The sequence below is a fragment of the Aureibacter tunicatorum genome (assembly GCF_036492635.1).
GTDB lineage: Bacteria > Bacteroidota > Bacteroidia > Cytophagales > Cyclobacteriaceae > Aureibacter > Aureibacter tunicatorum.
This window is the reverse complement of the sequence record NZ_AP025305.1, coordinates 2320772-2342604: the sequence shown is the minus strand read 5'-3', so window position 1 is coordinate 2342604 and position 21833 is coordinate 2320772. Positions and strand designations below refer to the sequence as shown.

Annotated in this window: 19 protein-coding genes and 1 tRNA gene; 10 read left to right on the top strand and 10 right to left on the bottom strand. The window is 37.7% G+C overall.

Annotated features, from left to right (window positions below; all coding sequences use genetic code 11):
- Positions 1–4: 4 nt before the first annotated feature.
- A tRNA-Leu gene (locus tag AABK36_RS10085) sits at positions 5–88 on the bottom strand.
- 110 nt (positions 89–198) lie between these two features.
- On the opposite strand from AABK36_RS10085, the gene AABK36_RS10080 reads away from it, so the two are divergent.
- The 6 genes from AABK36_RS10080 (at position 199) to AABK36_RS10055 (ending at position 9124) form a co-directional block, all read left to right on the top strand.
- On the top strand, positions 199–1434 hold the full coding sequence (locus tag AABK36_RS10080; RefSeq protein ID WP_309939855.1) for a M16 family metallopeptidase: 1236 nt from the start codon (positions 199–201) through the stop codon (positions 1432–1434).
- A gap of 5 nt (positions 1435–1439) precedes the next feature.
- Positions 1440–2090 carry an O-methyltransferase gene (locus AABK36_RS10075; protein ID WP_309939854.1) on the top strand — a complete coding sequence of 217 codons (651 nt, stop codon included), beginning with the start codon at positions 1440–1442 and terminating at the stop codon, positions 2088–2090.
- 155 nt (positions 2091–2245) lie between these two features.
- Positions 2246–4252, top strand: a complete 2007-nt coding sequence (locus AABK36_RS10070) for a LysM peptidoglycan-binding domain-containing protein (RefSeq protein WP_338390323.1) — start codon at positions 2246–2248, stop codon at positions 4250–4252.
- 157 nt (positions 4253–4409) lie between these two features.
- Positions 4410–5633 (top strand): DUF3078 domain-containing protein, encoded by a 1224-nt coding sequence (locus AABK36_RS10065; RefSeq protein ID WP_309939852.1) that lies wholly within the window; start codon positions 4410–4412, stop codon positions 5631–5633.
- Between the two features lie 100 nt (positions 5634–5733).
- Positions 5734–7365, top strand: a complete 1632-nt coding sequence (locus AABK36_RS10060; protein ID WP_309939851.1) for a S8 family serine peptidase — start codon at positions 5734–5736, stop codon at positions 7363–7365.
- A gap of 157 nt (positions 7366–7522) precedes the next feature.
- Complete coding sequence (locus tag AABK36_RS10055) at positions 7523–9124, top strand: PepSY domain-containing protein (protein ID WP_309939850.1); 1602 nt, start codon at positions 7523–7525, stop codon at positions 9122–9124.
- 2 nt (positions 9125–9126) lie between these two features.
- On the opposite strand, the gene AABK36_RS10050 is transcribed toward AABK36_RS10055, so the two are convergent.
- From AABK36_RS10050 to AABK36_RS10040, 3 genes are all read right to left on the bottom strand, one after another.
- Entirely contained in the window at positions 9127–10056 is a 930-nt protein-coding gene (locus AABK36_RS10050) for an aspartate carbamoyltransferase catalytic subunit (protein WP_309939849.1), read from the bottom strand.
- A gap of 3 nt (positions 10057–10059) precedes the next feature.
- The gene (gene pyrR, locus AABK36_RS10045; protein ID WP_309939848.1) at positions 10060–10602 is read right to left on the bottom strand and encodes a bifunctional pyr operon transcriptional regulator/uracil phosphoribosyltransferase PyrR; all 543 of its coding nucleotides are present in this window, start codon (positions 10600–10602) and stop codon (positions 10060–10062) included.
- A 105-nt stretch (positions 10603–10707) separates the two neighbouring features.
- Positions 10708–12210, bottom strand: a complete 1503-nt coding sequence (locus tag AABK36_RS10040; protein ID WP_309939847.1) for a hypothetical protein — start codon at positions 12208–12210, stop codon at positions 10708–10710.
- Between the two features lie 40 nt (positions 12211–12250).
- On the opposite strand from AABK36_RS10040, the gene AABK36_RS10035 reads away from it, so the two are divergent.
- The 4 genes from AABK36_RS10035 to AABK36_RS10020 all read left to right on the top strand — a co-directional run bounded on the left by AABK36_RS10035 (position 12251) and on the right by AABK36_RS10020 (position 17139).
- Positions 12251–13969, top strand: coding sequence for a DNA polymerase/3'-5' exonuclease PolX (locus tag AABK36_RS10035; RefSeq protein ID WP_309939844.1), 1719 nt, complete (start codon positions 12251–12253; stop codon positions 13967–13969).
- Positions 13970–14205: 236 nt separating this feature from the next.
- On the top strand, positions 14206–15225 hold the full coding sequence (locus tag AABK36_RS10030) for a glycosyltransferase family 9 protein (RefSeq protein WP_309939843.1): 1020 nt from the start codon (positions 14206–14208) through the stop codon (positions 15223–15225).
- A gap of 5 nt (positions 15226–15230) precedes the next feature.
- Complete coding sequence (locus AABK36_RS10025) at positions 15231–16124, top strand: LysR substrate-binding domain-containing protein (RefSeq protein WP_309939842.1); 894 nt, start codon at positions 15231–15233, stop codon at positions 16122–16124.
- Between the two features lie 85 nt (positions 16125–16209).
- Positions 16210–17139, top strand: coding sequence for a YeiH family protein (locus AABK36_RS10020; RefSeq protein ID WP_309939841.1), 930 nt, complete (start codon positions 16210–16212; stop codon positions 17137–17139).
- Positions 17140–17176: 37 nt separating this feature from the next.
- Here the strand turns inward: AABK36_RS10020 and AABK36_RS10015 are convergent, their stop codons facing one another.
- From AABK36_RS10015 to AABK36_RS09990, 6 genes are all read right to left on the bottom strand, one after another.
- Entirely contained in the window at positions 17177–17707 is a 531-nt protein-coding gene (locus AABK36_RS10015; protein WP_309939840.1) for a hypothetical protein, read from the bottom strand.
- Between the two features lie 196 nt (positions 17708–17903).
- The gene (locus AABK36_RS10010; RefSeq protein ID WP_309939839.1) at positions 17904–18188 is read right to left on the bottom strand and encodes a hypothetical protein; all 285 of its coding nucleotides are present in this window, start codon (positions 18186–18188) and stop codon (positions 17904–17906) included.
- Between the two features lie 108 nt (positions 18189–18296).
- Positions 18297–19097 (bottom strand): L-2-amino-thiazoline-4-carboxylic acid hydrolase, encoded by an 801-nt coding sequence (locus AABK36_RS10005; protein WP_309939838.1) that lies wholly within the window; start codon positions 19095–19097, stop codon positions 18297–18299.
- A gap of 239 nt (positions 19098–19336) precedes the next feature.
- A complete protein-coding gene (locus tag AABK36_RS10000) occupies positions 19337–19720 on the bottom strand; it encodes an endonuclease domain-containing protein (protein ID WP_309939837.1) in 384 nt (127 codons plus the stop codon).
- Between the two features lie 330 nt (positions 19721–20050).
- Positions 20051–20476 carry a GNAT family N-acetyltransferase gene (locus tag AABK36_RS09995; protein WP_309939836.1) on the bottom strand — a complete coding sequence of 142 codons (426 nt, stop codon included), beginning with the start codon at positions 20474–20476 and terminating at the stop codon, positions 20051–20053.
- 296 nt (positions 20477–20772) lie between these two features.
- Positions 20773–21789 carry an NAD-dependent epimerase/dehydratase family protein gene (locus tag AABK36_RS09990; RefSeq protein WP_309939835.1) on the bottom strand — a complete coding sequence of 339 codons (1017 nt, stop codon included), beginning with the start codon at positions 21787–21789 and terminating at the stop codon, positions 20773–20775.
- Positions 21790–21833: the final 44 nt, after the last annotated feature.

Below are 21833 nucleotides of genomic sequence, written 5' to 3'. Positions count from 1 at the left end.
AAAGTGCACATGAGAAGATTCGAACTTCCACGCTCGTAAGAGCACCACCCCCTCAAGATGGCGTGTCTACCAATTCCACCACATGTGCAATTCCCGCAAGTGGATCGCAAAGGTAAACAAGATATTCTCTTAACCAAAAAAAGATGCCTTAAAAAATTAGACGCTAAAAGGTTTTTTTCGCAAATTTGCAGACCTCATATGAAAGACTTTGATTTAATAGAACTCAATAATGGGATACGCATCGTGCACAAGCAGGTGCCTCATACCAAAATCGCCCATTGCGGCTTCGTCTTGAACATTGGCAGCAGGGATGAAAAACCCCACCAACAAGGCATAGCGCACTTTTGGGAACATATGGCCTTTAAGGGTACTCAAAACCGTAAAGCATTCCATATTCTTAATAGACTTGATGCTGTCGGCGGAGACCTTAACGCATACACGACTAAAGAGAAAATATGCTTTCACGCCTCCGTGCTTGACGCGCACTTTGACAAAGCGGTTGATCTGCTCACCGATATTACTTTTAGAAGCACATTTCCAGAAAAAGAAATACAAAAAGAGAAAAATGTCATTCTTGAAGAAATGGCCATGTACAATGATGTGCCTGAAGATGCCATACAAGATGAATTTGACGAACTTCTATTTCCGGAAGATCAGCTGGGCAAAAACATACTTGGCAATACTGCCAGCGTAAAAGGATTCACTCAGGATGATTTTTTCAACTTCATAGATGAAAACCTCGACACTGACGAAGTGGTATTCTCATCGGTAAGCAACTTGCCAAGCGAGAAAGTTTTCAAATTGCTAAGAAAGCATCTAGAGAATATTCCTTCTAAAAGGTCTACTCGCAAAAGGCTATACAACAATCAATACAAGCCTTTGCTCATAGAAAAAACCAAAGACATATCGCAAGTGCATTGCGCTATGGGAGTTCCTGCAATCGGAATAGGCCATCCTGACAGGATGAAATTGTTCTTATTGAACAATTTGCTTGGCGGCCCTAATCTTAACAGCAGACTGAACATGAGCCTGCGAGAAAAGTACGGCTATGTATACAATATAGAATCCAGCTTCACGCCATTTATCGACACTGGGATATTCGCCATTTTCTTCGCTGTAGAACCTAATCTCAAAAAGAAAAGCTTGTCTTTGGTTAAAAAAGAGCTTAACAGACTAAAAAAAGAAAAACTGTCGGGACTTCAGCTTCAAAGGCTTAAAAACCAAATCATCGGTCAAATGGCAATGTCTGAGGAAAACAACTTGAGTATGATGATCATGCTGGCCAAGAGTTTGCTCGATCTCAATAAAATCGACAGTTTCGAAAATGTCGTAGGGCAAATCAATCAAATATCTTCAGAGGATCTTTTTGAAATGGCTAATATTTATTTCCAAGAAGATCATTTTAGCTACCTAATATACAATACCGAACAATAATTACTATGGAATTTATAGATCCAGACTTGCAAGCTTATTGCGACAATCATACTAGCGACGAACCGGAAGCATTAAAACAACTTGACAGGGATACTCATATCAATGTGATGATGCCTCGCATGCTTTCCGGACATTTTCAAGGAAGACTACTTAAAATGCTCGTTCGGATGATAAAACCGCAAAGAGTGTTGGAAATTGGAACTTATACTGGATATTCAGCGATTTGCATGGCCGAAGGGCTTCCTAGTTCTGACGCGAAAATTGTGACGATTGACATAAATGAAGAACTGGAAGATTTTGTGCAAACGCATTTGGAGAAATCAGGCCTTAACCATCAAGTAGAATGTATCATAGGCAACGCTATGGAGATCATTCCCAATCTTGAAGAGCAATTCGACTTGGTCTTTATTGACGCTGATAAGATTAATTACCCCAACTATTTGGACTTGATCATTGAGAAAGTCGATGTAGGAGGGTATATCATCGCCGACAACATTCTATGGAGCGGAAAAGTGCTTGAAAAAAATCGCAAGAAACTTGACAAAGACACTCAAGCTATTCTTGATTATAACCGAATCGTGCAAGAAAATCCGAGACTTGAAAATGTTTTGTTGCCTGTAAGAGACGGATTGATGATCGCTGAAAAAATCAAATAATACATTAATACAATCCCGAAATAGCACTAATCCCGCATTGCAATTTAAAAATCTTATGCCATGCGGGATTTCTTTGTTCAGTGCATTAAAAAATACATTCCGAATATTTTTTTTGCATCTTTTTTTCTAGATATTATCTGCATAATATATATTAAGTGAAAATTCTTAAAAACCATTCATTGCATACATTCATGGCTAAAAAGCATCTTTTTTTACTAATAATTCTTTTTTCGAACGTTTTTGCATTCGCTCAAGATATTCCTAAAGTCCCCGAGCAAATGACGTTCGCTGGAATGAAACTGAAACTCAACAGCAAAGCCAGATTTGAAATTCAAGAAAATGTCAATAGTCTATTACAAGGCGGTCAATACTTCCATGCCAAATTCGATAGAATCAAAACATTCATGCCTATAATAGAGAAACATCTGAAGGATAAAAACCTTCCGGAAGACTTCAAGTACCTCCCTATTCAAGAAAGTGACCTTATCGGAACCGCTGTATCCTCTTCCAATGCCGTTGGCTATTGGCAATTCAAAAAACCGACCGCACTGGAAAACGGAATGGATGTAGATTATTGGGTTGACGAACGCCAAAACATCGTCACTTCGACAAGAGGCGCCGCTAATTACTTGAAAAAAAACAACCTATACTTAGACAACTGGGTGCACACACTCCTATCCTACTACCTTGGACTTGGTGGAGTCAAAAGAAGCATTAACACTAGAGAGCGCGGAGTTTCCAGCATGGTTATCGATGGAAAAACAAATTGGTACATCAAAAAAACACTTGCTCATAAAATCGCATTTGAAAAATTGCTTGAAACCAGCGAAGGCCCTAACATCATTTTAGAAGAATATAGACAAGGCAGCGGGAAAACTTTAAAATCCATTTCTCAAGAACTGTCTGTAGACTACGATGAACTAAAGCATTACAATCCTTGGATCAAAAAAGGAAAAATCCCTAGAGAAAACGAAACTCCAGTGCTTATCCCTTATAAGAATTCCAATCGAAATGTTAAACTTCTAGCTGACAATAAGAAGAACGAAACGCTAAACAACAATGTCGGCCAATACCCAATCGTTTCCAATGCAAAGAACAACTCACAGCTAGTAACTGTGAATGGCATTCCCGGCATCATAGCCAAAGAGAACGATGACATAAAGTCACTTGCGCAAAAAGGCAACATTCCTGAGTTGAAATTTATCAGCTACAATGATATTCCAGCGCATATAATTGTCAAAGAAGGCGAGCTTTTTTATCTAAAAAAGAAGAAAAACAAATCAAAAAAAGCTGAATACCACACTTTGCAATACGATGAAACACTCTGGGAAGTCGCTCAAAAATACGGCATAAAACAAAAGCAACTTGCCAAGAAGAATAGAATCAACCCTTATGATGAACTCAAGCCTGGCATGGTATTATGGCTGAAGAAAAAAAGACCAAAAAACACTCCTATCGAGTACAAAGAGACCGTCAAACCAATAGAACAAGAAGAATTAGTTACCGAAGAAGTCGACACTTATGAAAAGCCATTAACGACTGATGATATCGAACCAATTGCAGAAAACGAGCCCGAAGAGAAACCTATCAAAATAGAAGATAATACTTATGATAGCTCATCCGCAAGTTCTTCAGAAAAACATGACATCAGCGAAATAGAAGAGCTTAATGACGCAGACATAGAGGATGAAGACATTCTCACAGAAGCAAAACCCCAACCAACTATAGGCTCTCCAACTATTAATGAAAGTACTGGTGAGATGAATATCATCAGGCACCAAGTTGCAAAAGGCGAGACTTTTTATGGCATCGCTCGAAAGTATAATTCCACTGTTGAGGATTTATTGGCTCGTAATGGCTTAAGTCTTAGAATTCCTTTAAGCATTGGCCAGGTCCTTGCTATTATGCCTGATTTAAAAGAAGCTCCAAAAGTTATCGAAGAAACACCTATTTCCGAAGCTGTTAAAATGGAGCCAAAACCGACAACACAACCTAAGGCTATAGAAGAAAAAATTGATGAATTCAAGACTTATGAAGTTAAGCCAAAAGACACAATGTACAGTATTTCTAAAAAATTAAATGCAACTGTGGAACAAATTATGAAATGGAATAATAAAAGTGATTATAACTTGAGTATTGGTGAAGTGTTAAAATATAAATAGAAGGTGTTTCAACATTACACATTAGTAAATTACTGGATATAACTTTTTATTTTTTTGACTGATCCAAGTAAATGAAAAAATTATAATTGGCAATATGTTAATATTTGTTAAGATATGATAAATTGATTGGCAATAAGATAAGAACTACTAATATTTCATGAAGCGAATTGTATTTTTCATTTACTTGTTAATCAGCTCCATAATCGTTTACGGTCAAGCAGAAAAAGATTCTGACTATATTGAATTCAGTGAAAAGGTATCTAAGAAGCGTCAAAAGAAAGATTCTATTTTCAATGAAATCAACCGAAAAGTTCATGGCAATGATAGCATCACTCTGCTGTATAAGCCAGATTACTTGGTCATATCCAAGCTAGCGTATTTGGATTCATTGAAACCTTCTTTGTTGGATACTGTATTCTTTTTCGAACCTCCGAATGTAGTAAAAGTTGAAAAAAATGCTGCTTATGATTCGATAGCATTTTTCCAACCTGATTTTGACACAATCTACTTTTACATGAATCCCAAGTTTCTGTTGGTAGACTCCACTATCACTGTATATCCTGAGTCAAAACCTAAAATTTGGACTTTAAGCTCCAATACTCGATTAAATTTTAATTGGATTGAACTGTCAAACTGGGCCCCTGGAGGCAACAATACTATAACTTTAGGCATGGAATTCAGGCCTAACGCTTCAAGGAAATTTGGAAATATAAGTGTTGACAACAGAGGTGAGTTCTTCTATGGCATCATGAGAGACGGAGAGTTAGGCATACGTAAAAACTCAGATTTATTAAGAATAACATCAATTCAAAGTAGGCAATTCACGGAAAAACTGCTTTTTTCATCATCAGTGGATTTTAAAACGCAATTCACACGTGGCTATGATTATAATGATGACGGGACTAGGGTTTTCAAGTCCGACTTCATGGCTCCTGGTTATCTCGAATTAGGTCTCGGTATGAGTTATTTGAAAAAAGACACATTAAATGTTGTATTCTCTCCTATCAAAGGAAAAATCACTTTCGTATTGGATGATAGCCTTTCAAATCAGGGGGTCTACGGTGTCAAACCAGGTGACAAGGTTCTTACAGAAATTGGATTAGGTTTGTTAGTGCAATTAATAAAACTGCAGCCTGCCAAAAATCTGACATTGGAAGGCAGGGTAAACCTTTTTGCCGCTTATCAAAAAGTCACAAGTGTTGACATAGACTTTAACGCTATTCTTCAGTATAATTTGACAAATAATATCGCTTTTTCATATAACACTCGGTTCGTTTACGATGATGATGTGAATATCGTCCGGGACGACGGCACTGAAGGCCCCGCCCTCCAAATTCGAAATGAAATCAATGTCTTAGTCCTACTGAATTGGAGCAATTAATCATTTATCACCTTTGACAACCACTCAAAAGATTTTAATTGTCATATTAAGACATTTTAACTAATATTGGAGCTAAAATAGAAACTAAAAATATATCACAATGCGCAAGAGATACTTAATATTGCCTCTTTTGCTGTCTGCAAGCGTTGCCTTCGCAGGTGGATTCAATTCAGGAGAGGGAGACAAGGACAAAGTTAGTAAAGAAACCAAGCAAAATTGGCAACACTTGGACTTGGAAGAAGATGGCATCCCTGGCATAAGTGCAAATAAAGCTTACGAAACCATTCTAAAAGGAAAAACTTCCAAAAAGGTTACTGTTGCGATCATTGACAGTGGCGTAGATATCGAGCATGAGGATTTGAAAGGCCTGATTTGGACAAACAAGAATGAAATTCCTGACAATGGGAAAGACGATGACGGCAATGGCTATGTAGATGATGTGCATGGTTGGAACTATTTGGGTCACCCTAATGGAGACAATATAGAGCTTGAGAATTTTGAAATAACAAGACTTTACAAAAGATATAAAACAGACTTTGAAGGTAAAAAACCTTCAACTGCTGAAGAGAAAGAAGAGTATAAAAAATTCAAAGAGTACGAAAAAGCTTACTTTGACAGATACAAAGAAACTGGCAAAATCGGGGAAAGTACTAGAAAAACCTATGCTAAAGCCCTTGAGCATGACGCAGCCTTGAATGAGTACTTCAAAAAAAGCGATTATTCTAAAGAAGAATTAGAAGAGCTTTCGACTTCATCCGCTGAAGGAAGATATAAAAAAGCGGCTAAATTCTTTTTGAACAATAGAGCTCTAAGCTATTATGAGTGGAAAGTGAATTGGATCAAAACACTTTACGCAGGATACCTGAACGTTGACCTAAACGCAAGAGATGTTGTAGGCGACAACCCAGAAGACCTGAAAGACACTGTTTACGGAAACTCTGATGTTATCGCAACTGGCGCTGAACACGGAACTCACGTTGCGGGAATCATAGGCGCGAACAGAAGCAATGACTTAGGCATGAAAGGAATTGCCGACAATGTTGAATTCATGGTTCTTAGATGTGTTCCTGACGGTGACGAAAGAGACAAAGACGTAGCTAGAGCAATCAGATATGCCGTTGACAATGGCGCTCAGGTTATGAATATGAGTTTTGGAAAAGATTTCGCCTCTGACCAAAAAGCTGTGGAAGAAGCGATCAAGTACGCTGAAGACAAAGGCATTATTCTTATGATCGCAGCAGGAAATGACTCTAGGGATTTGGAGAAAAAAGACTCTTATCCTAAAACGATCTATATGGATGGAACAAGACCTAGTAACGTGCTTTACGTAGGAGCTTCTTCTATTAATTTTGACCGTGAATTGCCGGCTATTTTCTCAAATTATGCTCAAAACAAAGTTGACTTCTTCTCTCCGGGCGTAGATATTTATTCTACCTTGCCGGACAACAAATACAGATATATGAGCGGGACAAGCATGGCAACTCCTGTTGCTGCTGGAGCTGCTGCAGTTTTGCTTTCATATTATCCTGAATTATCAGGTGCAGATGTTGTCGATATTCTTAAAAAATCTGTAACTACCCACAAAGGCAAAATGGTCAGAAAGCCAAATCCTGACAGAAAAGACAAAAAAACTGTTGACTTCGCTGAGTTGTCGCAAACAGGCGGAATCGTTAACCTTTACGAAGCTTGCAAACTTGCGGAGCAAAGAGTGAAAAGCTTAAGCAAAAGATAAGAACACTTTGATATAATATACAAAAAAGGTCTGCGTTATGCAGACCTTTTTTACTTTTAGCACCTAAGGATTTTTCAAACAACCAGCTAAATTCCATATGACTCAAAGCATAAGAAGTATATGATCGAAAAGTTACTTTCGTTAAAAATGCATGGCCATGAGAGAACAATCGATCGGAAAGAAATTATACAACGCTTCAAAAAAAATCCACAAAGTGTTGGGGTTGGCCTTATGTGTACTTCTAATTTGGATGAGTGTTTCAGGCATTTTGCTAAATCACCCTGAAGCAATTCATAAAGCATCAATCGGCAAGTCATTTTTCCCCGAAGAGTACATTCCTCAAAACTGGAATCGAAGCACGATAAACGATGCGCTATTCATTTCTGATAACAATATTTTCTTTGCCGGCAAACAAGGCATTTGGAAAAGTTATAATGGCGGCGAAACCTTTTCCCCCGCTACGCAAGAAGGATTTACTAGTTCCCCCTACTTTGGCAAAACCAATGACTTGCATTACATACCTGAAAATGATGCGATTTTAGCATCCACTTATGGAGGTCTTTGGCATTATGATTTGAAGCAAAATATATGGTCGAATATATCTGATAAACTTATCGGAAAAACGCATTTTATAAAATGCATAAGAATAGAAAACAACATTATCGCTATTTCAAAAAATGACTTTTATAAAATCGATATCACAAACCTAAATCACATTGAAAAAGTCACCCCGAAGAAACAGCGGTCCGCAATGGATTTGATTTCATTTACTTTCGCACTGCATAGTGGATGGCTTTGGGGTTATGGCGGCAGAATTGCCTACGATATCATTTCATTATTCATCATTTTCTTTTCAATAAGTGGTATTTACATTTTTATTATTAATAATAAAAAAAAGCCTAAAAAGGCAACTGCTTTGACTAAGAAAACAAGAAAGTTCATGTTTCAAAAACATGCCAAATGGGGTTTATGGCTATTTGCTTTTTTACTTATCATTGGAGGAACAGGCCTCTTCATGAGACCTCCACTCCTTGTCGCTTTGGCGGATGGAAAGGTTCCAGTAAAGTATTTACCCAAAACGATGACTTACAACCCTTGGTATCATACGATCAGAAATGCTTTGTACGATCAAGAAACTGATAGAATAATATTGGATACGACAGAAGGCTTATTTGCAGGGCCTTCAGACATGACTCAAGAATTCAAGCCTATAGATTGGAACACCAACATATTTGTCATGGGAGCCACAGTTTTCGAGCCTATAGGAAATGGCAAATTCAACATCGGTTCATTTTATGGTTTATATGAATTCGATGAAAATAAAAATATTTCCATTGACAAAATTACCGGTAAACCTGCGCCAAAATTCAATGGAGTTCAACGCCCCGGCAGATTCATGACAACAAGCTATTTCTCTACGCCAAATGGCGATGAATACATTTGCTCTTTTGGCCAAGGGCTTCTGCCACTTACCAAACCTGAAAACAATTATCGATTCAAAATGCCGGATGAAATAGTGGAAAATGCAAACATGCCTCTTTGGAACTATATGTTCGAGCTCCATAATGGCCGTCTGTTCACGCCATTGCTAGGAAAATGGACAATTCTGTTCATACCTCTTACCGCCATGGCTTTCATCTTACTGACTTTGGCGGGCGCATATGAAGTAGCTTACAGAAAATTCCATCAAAAATCGAAAAGAAAAAAGCCCTCTCCTGTTCAAAAGAGAAGGCTCAGCAAAGTAAATTCTAATTTATAAAACTAATTGTTATTTCCTCCTGCTAATAAATAAAGCACAGCCATTCTTACCGCAACCCCATTTTCAACCTGATCCAGAATAATCGCATTCTCGGCATCGGCGACATCAGAAGTCAATTCCACCCCTCTATTGATTGGTCCAGGGTGCATGATTACAATTTCTTTGTCCAATTCTTCAAGCAACTGCTTATTCACACCAAAATAAGTTGAATATTCTCTCAATGATGGAAAGTATTTGATTTGTTGTCTTTCCAGTTGGATGCGCAACACATTGGCTACATCGCACCATTGCAGTGCTTTTCTGATATCCAACTCCACTTTCACACCCAAGCTCTCAATATACTTTGGCAATAAAGTATTTGGCCCGCAGACCATCACCTCAGCGCCTTGTTTTTTAAGCGCGAAAATATTTGACAAGGCAACTCTCGAGTGAAGAATATCTCCTACGATTACAACCTTTTTGCCTGCGACAGTTCCCAATTTTTCTCGGATGGAAAATGAATCCAAAAGAGCCTGTGTCGGGTGTTCATGAGTTCCATCTCCCGCGTTGACAATGTTGGCATCGATATGCTTTGATAGAAAATGAGGAGCTCCGGGGCTGCTATGCCTCATCACTACCATATCCACTTTCATCGAAAGAATATTATTAACCGTATCCAACAAAGTCTCTCCCTTCTTCACAGAACTATTTGACGCCGCGAAATTGATAACATCCGCGGAAAGCCTTTTCTCTGCCAATTCGAAGGACAATCTCGTTCTGGTCGAATTTTCGAAAAATATGTTGGCGATCGTAATGTCCCTCAATGAAGGAACTTTTTTGATCGGCCTATTGATCACTTCCTTGAAATTATGGGCAGTTTCCATGATCAATTCGATATCTTCCGGAGTCAAGTCCTTGATACCCAATAAGTGTTTAGTGCTTAATTGAGCCATAAATTAATTAATATTTTTAAGCCAAATTCTATCCAATTCAAATCCATTCTCTTTCCACTCCACTTCGACATGTTGCGATTTGAGCGTATTCACTTCTCTTCCCACATAATTAGCCATGACCGGCAAATCGCGCACGTACTTGCGATCCACCAATGTAAGAAGCTCAACTTTCAAAGGTCTTCCAAATGCCAACATAGCATCCAATGCTGCTCTAACTGTACGTCCTGTGTACAATACATCATCGATAAGCACGACTTTTTTGTCTTCGATAATGAACGGTATGTCAGTTTTGTTTGCCTGAATCGGAGAATCTCTCCTTCTGAAATCATCCCTGTAAAATGTAACATCCAACTGCCCCATAGGAATCTCCCTATCAAGCTCGGACTCCAATACGCTTTTGAGACGGCGCGCCAGATCAATCCCCCTCGGCTGAAGCCCGATGAGCACTGTCTGGTCAAAAGGATAATGATTTTCTATTAGTTGCTGAGCGAGGCGTCGTATGAGCACTTCGAAAAGTTCGCCTTCAAGTATTAATCTCTCTTGCATAAAAACGTGTATGAAGCAATGTTTAGACCAGATGATCGTAAAAATTACAATCATGCAAATATACTAAAGAGGCACGTTTTTACTAGAATATCATAGCAAATAGAATCAATAATTATTGTTTTTTATCAATTGAATAAAAAATTTGTCTCTATTATTCATCAACTTTTTCCCTTCTCCCTCCACAACTCCATAAAGCAACACTGTATTTTCATCCCAATTTTCAATTCTTTCAAACTTGGAACTAGCTCCCTCCGAAGACATATTAAGCTTTTCAGGATCTCTAAACCGCTCATTGATATTCTTGACTATTAAATCTTCTCCTGCAAAAAACACATAGTCACCTGCCTTGGCTGAAAACTTTCCCTTAACATGGCTTTTAAAACTCTCCAACGGCATCGAACATTCTCTAATCGATTTGCCCTGCGCGTCGAATTTCACATAAAACAAGCTATGGTATTCATATTGCCTTTCCAAATGATAATTGTATTGGGGAGAAGAGAAGTTTGACTGCATGCCAATTGAACCAAAAATTGTCATTCGCCGATGATCATACCTATTCACAACATGCACTTTGTATTTTTCTCCCAATACATTCAACCCTTCGTCATCCTCCCAAAGCTTCGCAATTCGATAAGGGAAACTAAAACTATTCTTTTTACCTGCCTCTTTGATTTTCTCAATTTTAGCGGTTGCTTTCTCCCTCCTCTTGGCAGGCAAATAATCAAAGAATGAGTCAAAATCAATAAATCTATAATAAGCTTGAACGGCTCTTTCTCCTGCGGAATTCATAAAATACAAGCCTTCCGAGTCACTGATGGATTCATTGGAATTAAATTCTCCCAGATGAAAGCCGGACTTGGTCTTTTGAATATTTCCCAAAAATACTCCTTCAGGCATTATCGGAGCATAATTTTCCAACAATTTTCCTTGAGAATCAAATGTTGAGACATGAAGCGAATTGTCTTCTTCAGCATCTGTTTTTGTGGAAATCACATCAAAATATTCATTTTCATCATCGACTTCAATAGCCAATATCTTTTCATTGTTATTAAAAAAGCCTTTCAACGTGATGTATTTATTGGATTTCGGATCAAACAATAACACTAAATACGAATCCTCAAACATCCCTGATAAAATCAACTTGCTCCCCACGCATTCAAAATACCTCAAACTTATCTCAACAGGCAATATCAAGTTTTTCATCACTTGTTCATTGCTCCCAGAATCCCATGAAATTATCTGTGCGATATTCTTTCTTTCTGATTTTTGACTCAAACACAAGAAATGACCTTTATGAAAGTCATAACCCACAACTTTCATATTTCTATCAAAATCCAATTTTGTTTTTGCTTGTATTTGCAGTAATGAATCAAACATTATAACTTCCCATACATTTTGGGCATTGTTGTAACCTTCTAAAGTTTGATGGGCAAAAAACACTTGCTTGCCGGCTACAGGAAACAACAAAAATTCATCCTCGCTTGGGTGTATTGTAATATTTGCAGTCTTGACAGTCTCAAGAGGCAAGCCCTTGAAATCAATGACTTGAGCAACATTTTCAATGATGGCTGAAAACGAAAAAGCCACGATTAATAAAAATGACCTCATAGTATATTGTTTGTTTAATAAAGTATCAAAAGATATAAAGATGTCACTAACAAATAAAGAAATTACCAAAAAAATTAAACTTCTCGTCAATCTTTTGGAACTCCATGGCGAAAATCCTTTCAAAATAAGGGGATATTCAGGAGCTCTTCAAAGACTTGAAGGCATGAGCGTTCAAGTTTCCGTTTGCTCTGAAGAACAGTTGGTTGACATCGGGTTTTCAAAGAAAATGGCTGCAATGTTGCTTGAAATCGTTGAGAACGGCACGCATGAAAACCTGGAAGCATTGCTTTCTCAAACCCCCGAAGATGTCTTGAAAATGCTGAACATAAGCGGAATCGGGCCTAAAAAAGTTCGCGCAATCTGGCAAGATATGAATATAGACACCATAGACGGTTTGATGGAAGCTTGCCAAGCGAACCGAGTATCTGAGATGAAAGGATTTGGCAAAAAAACCGAAGCTACCATTCTTGAGTCGCTTCAATACATGAAATCAAATTCGGGAAAAATATTCTATGCGCATGCTGAAAATCTTTTTTCGCAACTAGCACAAAAATTGGATCAAATCAATGGAATCCTTGAAATAAACCCAACCGGGTCTTTGAGAAGAAGATTGGAAATCATCGACTTGATAGAAGTCGCTTTACTCATTGACCAAAATAGAACAACTCTCTTCGAGGAAATCGGAAAGATTGAAAACTTGACCGTGAACCCAAAAGAATCTTCACCATTCTATCTATGCGGATCATTTCATAATGAAGACCATGAGCTACCTTTCAAGATCCACTTTTCTGAAACGCATGTCGAATACTTGAATACGCTATTCGGCACAACAGGCAGTCAAAACCATCTGCTTCATTCTATTAATGATGAGCATGCCAATTTGCATCAAATTGTTAGAAACAACAAAGATATTGAAACGGAAGAAGAACTGTATCATAAAGCCAACCTTCCATATATAGAGCCCGAGCTTAGAGAAGGAATAATAGAATTCGACCTTGCAAAAAAAGAGTCCATGCCTGATCTGCTTGAAGTCCAAGACTTGAAAGGTATTCTGCATAACCACAGCACATATTCAGATGGAGCTAATACCTTGAAAGAGATGGCTGATGCTTGTAGGGATAATGGCTTTGAATACTTTGGAATTTCCGATCACAGCCAGACTGCATTTTACGCCAACGGACTTAAAGAAGAAGATGTCTTCAAACAACATAAAGAAATCGATCAGTTGAATGCGGAATATGGCGATTCATTTAAAATTTTCAAAGGCATAGAATCGGACATTCTCAATGATGGAGCTCTTGATTATCCGGATGAAGTATTATCGTCATTCGACTATATTGTCGCTTCCATTCATTCCAATCTTGGCATGGATGAGAAAAAAGCAACGGCGAGACTCATCAAAGCTATTGAAAATCCATATACAACGATACTGGGACATATGACCGGCAGAATCCTGCTTCGCAGAGAAGGCTATCCAGTTGATCATCAAAAAGTCATCGACGCATGCGCTGCTAATGGAGTGATTATCGAAATCAACGCAAGCCCTTACAGACTGGATATCGATTGGAGATGGGTTCACAAAGCTTTAGAAAAAGATGTTATGCTAAGCATCAATCCTGACGCGCATGAAATCAAAGGACTTTGGGATATCAAATACGGTACACTTATTGGACGCAAAGGCGGACTAACCAAAGACATGACATTCAATGCCATGAGCAAAAAAGAAATGGAAATTTACTTCCAATCCAGAAAAAAATAAAACTCTACAAGGTAGTAAACATGTTGATTGTAAAGAGCAATAATTTTGTTGATCCATTACTCACCAAACTATTGCTTCTTATGCTTTCAACTCATAATTGATAAAGATAAGGCCGCTAAGATTTAGACACTATCGCGATTGATTTTTTATACCATTTTATTTCCCTCTGGAGGGAATACAAAGGAGGATGAGTAAGAAAATCATAAAAAACTAATCGTGATAAACATTATTATACAATGAAAAAAGTTCTGGTAATAAGATTCTCATCCATAGGAGACATAGTGCTTACGACACCAGTCGTAAGAATACTTAAAACTCAACTTGATGACGCGCAAGTTCACTTTTGCACCAAAAAACAATTCGCTTCATTATTTGACGACAATCCCTACGTTGACAAAGTGCATGTATTAGGCGACAAACTCGACGATCTGATTTCCTCACTAAAAAAGGAAAACTTCGATTATATCATTGACTTGCACAGCAACCTTAGAACAAGAATCATTAAGCTCAAACTTGGCAAAAAAGCTTATACTTTCGACAAATTAAATTTGAAAAAATGGCTCTACGTTAATTTCAAATTAGACGTCATGCCCAATAAGCACATCGTAGACAGATATGTTGACACATTAAAACCTCTTGGATTGAAAATGGACGCACTTGGCCTCGACTATTTCATCCCTGAGCAATATGCTTACAACGCCGACTGGCTACCGGAAAATTTCCAAAGAGGATTTGTCGCGGTAGTCATAGGAGCGTCTTACGCCACCAAACGCCTTCCTACTGACAAAATCATCCAACTTTGCGATCAAATCAGCGCTCCGATCGTTTTAATAGGCGGACCATCGGACAAAGAAGAAGCGGATAAAATCGAATCGTTTTTTGACAATGACTCCAGTCCTGTAAATACAGAAAACAGATTATTTGAATTGGGCAAAAGATCTATCATTTTCAACGCTGTCGGAAAGTTCAACCTTCACCAATCCGCAGCGCTTGTCAAGCAAGCAAAATTCGTTTTCAGCCATGACACAGGCTTCATGCACATAGCCGCAGCCTTTAAAAAAGAGTGCTTCACAATTTGGGGCAATACGACGCCTGAGCTGGGAATGTACCCTTATCGCACTAAATTCACAATTTTTGAAGTGAAAAACCTAAAATGCAGGCCTTGCTCAAAAATTGGCTTTGACAAATGTCCCAAAGGACACTTCAAATGCATGAATGACCAAAAATTCGACTTTTACTTGCCAAACATTCAATAACAAATATGGACTTCAGGCTTTTCGTATTTCTTACCATAATCAAAAACAACAGCTTCACCAAAGCCGCTCAAGAGCTTTGCATCTCTCAGCCTGCTGTTTCAAAGCATGTCAAAGAACTCGAAAAGCACTACAATACGCACTTAATACTTCGCAAAGGCCAAAGCATTCATCTGACAGACACAGGGCAAATTCTATTTCAGCATGCCCTTAAAATGGAAAAAGAGCAACAAGCTTTGGAATTTGACATTTCACAAAATCAAAACCAAACGAAAGGCCAGATCAAACTCGGAGCCAGCTCTACCATCAGCCAGTATTTCTTGCCTAAAATACTAGCAGCGTTCAAGCGGGAACATGAATCGATTCAAATCTCTCTACGCAGTGGAAACACAAACGAAATCGAACAAATGCTCGACGCCTATGAGATCGACTTCGCTCTTGTCGAAGGAGCTCAAAGAAAAACTTCATATGCCTACGAATACATCTATACAGACAAAATCGTCCCTGTAGTGTCCATGCATTCTCCGCTCTTCTTCGCCGAGCAAAACAACATCTCATTCAAAGACGTCATCAAGCAAGATATCGTGCTTAGAGAAGAAGGCTCTGGTACGCGCGAAGTTGTTCTTAACTCGCTTCTAAGCATCGGAGCCAATACAAATGACATCAACAACAATACAACTCTAGGAAGCACTGAAGCCATCAAATCATTCCTTCGCAATTCCGACAGCCTCGGTTTTCTCTCCCAATTATCATTTGGTGGAAGCCAAAGCCTAAAGCCTATTTCCATTAAAAAGCTCAATATCGAACGAGATTTTAACCTCATTTACTTCAAAGGCTTGCCTCCGACCGGACTTGGATTGAAATTCATCAAATTCCTAAAGCAATTCAACACCAACTCATAACTAAAAGTTATGATTCTTAATTTTTTGATATTTGATTGGTTATGAGCAATATCCTACATTTGCGCTATACCAAACGGATAAGATAATGTTCAAAATCGACAAGAATATACATACAGCATTATTCACCGCTATTTGTATTTTAACATTAACAGGGCTTGTTTCTTCGCCCATAGCTTTATTAGCAGGATTTGCTTTTACCGCATTTTTAGGAAATCCATACCAAGGATTCACCAAGCAATACAGTCAAAAACTCTTGAAAATTTCAATCATAGGATTGGGCTTTGGCATCAATCTTTACGACGCTATAGAAATTGGGAAATCAGGCATCGTATTAACGGTTTTATCAATTTTCAGCACCTTATTGATTGGTTTTATTCTTTCTAAAATTTTCAAGCTTGAAAAAGCAACCGCATACTTGGTGGCTTGCGGAACAGCGATATGCGGAGGAAGCGCGATAGCAGCGATATCGCCTGTTATCAAAGCAAAAGAAGACCAAACTTCCATGGCTTTGGCCGTCGTTTTTCTACTTAACGCTCTGGCCCTGCTTATCTTCCCTGTGCTTGGAAGATTCTTGGACATGAGCCAGGAAACATTCGGTCTTTGGTCGGCTATAGCCATTCACGACACCAGCTCTGTTGTGGGCGCATCCGCTACATTTGGTGAAAAAGCATTGCAAATCGCAACAACGGTCAAGCTTACAAGAGCTCTTTGGATCATACCAATCAGCTTGATGAGCGCGTTTTTGTTCTCTGACGGAAAATCCAAAATAAGCATTCCTTATTTTATATTCGGATTTATAGCCGCCATACTACTCAATTCGTTTATAGAATTGCCTAGCGCATTGACTTATGGCGTTACCGCAATCTCCAAATCCATGCTAACCTTGGCTTTGTTTTTCATTGGCGCCAATTTATCCATCAGATCTTTGAAAAACGTTGGTGGAAAAGTACTGCTCAAAGCCGTATTGCTTTGGATCTTCATCTCAGTATCTTCCTTGATATTCATACTTAACTAAAAAAGAGAGGCGAAACATGATGTTTCGCCTTTTTAAATTATTTAAAATCAAAAAAATGTTGTTGCCTTATCAACGAATTGAAGTTAGGCAATAACGAAACCACTTCTCCATCAATAAACTTCATTCCCTTCTTAAAGCAAGACAAGGGAATTCTCACCTCTTGGCCGGCAATATCCAAATCCAAGCAAGGCGATTTTTTTAATCGATCAATTAAAATCCCGGAATCAAAATCCAATATTGCTTGTCCTTGATTTGAAAACAACACATTGCGTCTTGATTCATAACCAAAACATTTCAGTCCCAGCCAAGCCTCTTTGTCTACTAAGCCTTTCCCCTTAATAGTTAATGTGGAATTATCCCTGTCAAAAAACAAGTCCAAACGAATATGGCAATTGCCTAATTCATCCAAATCTAATTCCGAGTTAAAAATTATTTTATCATTTAAATCTTCGCATTCAACTTCCCATCCATCCCCCACTAAAAATGAATCGATGTCATTGCTTCTGCTATGAACAATCCACAAAACAGAAATCAATAGACAAATGAAAATTATCACAGCATATCCCATAAGCCTAATATTTAGTTGAACATACATTTTTATCTTTCATTTGTAAGAAGATATAATATATATTCAATATTAAATTTGACTTATATCATAAATAAAGTAAGTAATGATCAGTTATTGAAAATCAGTTAGTTAGAAATAGATTTATAAAGTAAAATTTAAATAAAAGTATATTATTTTTAACTAATTGATAATTTCATTATGAATAAAATTTCATAGCAAGCAAAGTGCAAAGCCAAATAGGCACACCTCCAAAGATCGTCCAGACAGCGTCCATCGCCTCCACATTTCCTCTCCCCCTACTGTCCCACACTTCCTTGAATATACCAAAAGCGATCGCAGGAACGATTCCCATCCAAATTAAAAAATTGGACGCAAACAATTTTTGATCTATATACAAAATAGCTAGTATCGAAATGCATGTAATCACAGATCCATACAAAAAATGGTTTGCCTTATCTTGAGGAGCTAATGGAAGTTTCATTATATCATTTAAAAAAGTAAAAATAAACCGAAATAAATATGGCGATAATCTGAGAGATTTCAAACTTATCGCCATAAATTTATCACTAAAAAGCTCTTGCTATTTCAACTACCATTTGAATTTGCCGCCATTGTCCTGATAGTTTTTTCTCCAGTGATTTATAACTTTCATGGCGTCAAAATCGGCATGCTTAGTATCCCCATACCTTTCATCCATTCTGCTTTTATCCTCTTCGGTTTTGATCTTAAAGCAATGGTCGCAATAACTATCCCCGGCTCCTTTGCAATGATCCCTTTTAAAATATATCTCGGGCATGGCATTGTCAAAAATGATATGGTCGCAATAACAACTCATCATTGCCGCTGAAGTCAAGCCATAAGCTCTCAAAACTTCAATATATACGCATTGGGTAAAATGATATCTCACCTCAGTCTTGTCATCCGAAACCTCTTCCGTCCATGTAAAACCTTTGCCATCTCCTAAATAATTCGCAAGCTCCTGCCTGAATTGATCTATATCTGAGAAGTTCTCGATATGCTTGAACGTCCCTGCAAGGTAAGGAACCGCTGAAGGGACTGCCACCAAAGCCGTCAAATACTGCGCCCTCTCTTCTCCATAATTTTCCTTGAACCTGTTGAATAAACAAATAAACGGGACCAAGCCATTGAATATTTTTTTATAATGCTTTTCAGATTCTTTGCTCTTCAAGTCGAATAACTCAGGCTTCCATACAGGTCTTTTGAAAATAGAATCCCACAAAAAAGCTTCCATCAAAAGTTCCTTTGCTTCTTTACTCCCCACTTCTTCGGACATGACATGGTAGATGCCCTTTAAAATATTCGCTTGAAACATAGGGGGCATATCAGTCCTGTTAGGCACCATTTTTTGAGCTTCATGAAATCGTTGCATAAAAGATAGATTATGTGATTAACTACTTAATCTATACAAGCGGGCTAGCATAAAGTTATAAATTAGGAGCAAGTTGGAATTCAAGCGTTTTCAGGTATCTCAGATTACAAACTAAAGAAGTGCGCAGCTTCAACTTTCGACCAGGTTGTCTCCACATTTTCAAGTATAAAAATAAAGTTTAAAAGTAGTAAAATCCCCCTTTGAAGGGGGCGAAGGGGGATGTCAGGAATGTTTGAAGATCAAAAAATCCTATCTCTATTATTTTCAATCCAATATTGAATATCATTAACAATTTGATTTATATGATTTTTAACATCAATATCATCAAATCTCAGAAATCGCACTCCATATTCTTCTATTCGTTTTTGCCTTTTAGCGTCTTTTTCTTTGGCATATTCATACGTATGCGTGATTCCATCGATTTCAATGACTAACAAAAGTTCATGTGAATAAAAATCTACAATGTAATCCAACATGGACACTTGTCTATGAAACTCAAAACCTAATATCTGCTTATTCTTGATTTCCTGCCAAAGTATCACCTTAGAAAGTGTGCTATCTTTACGAAGTTGCCTGGCTAGATGTTTAAGTTCTTTTCGATACGGAATAATGTTATTTTTCAACTTAATTTATCAGCAATTTTTATACTAAACACTTAACATCCCCCTGTATCCCCCTTAAAAGGGGGATTTCGTTGTTTCCAAGCGTGTGTTTTATAGTTGAGATTAGTAAACTTAAATCAATTAATCGCCAGTAATAAATCCATATCTTCTGCTGTAAGGCTGACCATGCCTTTTCGATTTCTCCCCAAGTAGCAGTTTGATAATTAACAATTCACAATGGATAATTAATAATGACAGCATATCCTAATTATCAATTATTTACCTGTCGATCAAATCAATTGACGAGTTACCATCAATAAATATTAAGAGCAAGCCTTAATTAATTATCCACTAATTCAAATACTTTTTATAATATCCGGCTTTTGTTTGAAACCCGAGTTTATTGTAAAAGTCGCTTGCTCCCGCTGTCGCAAGTGAGATCAAGATACAATTTTGTTCGATGGCAAAAGTTTCCAATTCCTCCATTAACAAATTACCGATCTTTTGGCCTCTTGCCGAATCCATTACGACAATCTCATCCAAGTACATCACTTTGCCATTTGCGTAAATCGCATAGTGCATATTAGCGCTAAAATAGCCCACGACTTCATCATCTCGCTCAGCAACCATTAGTATGTGTTTTTCATCCGCGATTATAGACTCAAAATGCATATCAAACACTTTCTCATCAACAGTTACTCTCTCGTGAAGTTGATTCGCCAGCTCAAAAATAGACGACTTATCCGATTTGGCAGCTTTTCTTATGATAGGTTTCATTGTAGTTTATACGGTTAAATAAGGTTTTCACGATTAGTTTTTCATGGTTTTCTTAATCATCCTCCTTTGTGTTCTCTCCAGAGAGAAATAAAATGGTATAAATAATCAATCGTGACAATGTCTAATAACTAAGCAAAAATTATTTTCATTTTTCATACGATAATTTGAGAAAGAAATTACATATACATTTTCAAGTCAAATATACAAAATCTTATAAATTAAGAACAATTGAACTTAACTATCGTCACTCAATACAAATTACTCAGTCACTGCATTCCATAAATCGAAAAATCATACTAGTCCATTTTCTCAGAACCTTTCCAATCATACCTCAAATATCGCAGAGCCTCTTCAAGAGCTGCTTTGGAAGACTTGGGATTGAAGTCAAGTTCTAGCTTTGACTTGACAATGTCATAATCTTGCTTCAAGCCATAAAACATATCCAAATAATGCCTCTGAAGCAACGGCTCACTCTTTGTGATCCGACTTGCAAACTCCATCAAAGCAGCAACGAAATACAATAATAACTTTGGAAGCTTCACAGGCATTTTTAAATTCAAATCCGGATATAAACGAGAAGCGATCTTGACGCTTTCTTGTATAGTAGTATGTCTAGAGTTAGCCAAAATATACCTTTGTCCGTTTCTGCCTTTTTCCATCGCTTTGTAAGCACCAAAAGCAACGTCTTTGACATCAATCCAATTGACACTGATATTTGTGTCCACAGGTATTTCTCCATTGAGTATTTGCCAAACTATCTTGTTGGAATAACTTAGCCTATGAGCTTCAGCCCCTATCATGGCTGATGGCAAAATAATTATCGTTCGTATGCCATATTTTTTTCCTAGCTCCAAAGCTAACTTATCAGCGTCATTTTTTGAATTGTAGTACCAATTTCGTCGATCCTTGTTATATCCATTGTCCACATGCGCTGGCAGTTTAGTGAAATCCAAACTCGCTACAGAACTAACATAAACGATATTCTTCACACCGCATTCTTTCGCCATATCAAACACATTTTGCGTTCCTTGCATATTGGTTTCATAAATATCGACTTTGGGATTTGGCGCCCACATTCTAAAGCTTGCGGCTACAGCATATACATTCGCCACACCCTCAAAGGCTTTTCTTAAGGAACCCCTTTCTGTAATATCCGCCTCCACAAGCTCGCAATCCAAACCTTTAAATGATTCCTTATAATTAATGTTTCTTATGGTCGTTCTAACTTTTTGATGGTCAGCAAGCAATAGTCTGATTAAATTATTGCCCAAGTGTCCATTGCCTCCTGTTACTAATGAAATTTCTTTGCTCATGATTCTAATATTTATCTTTGAGCAAATTTTAGAAGATTAACGTT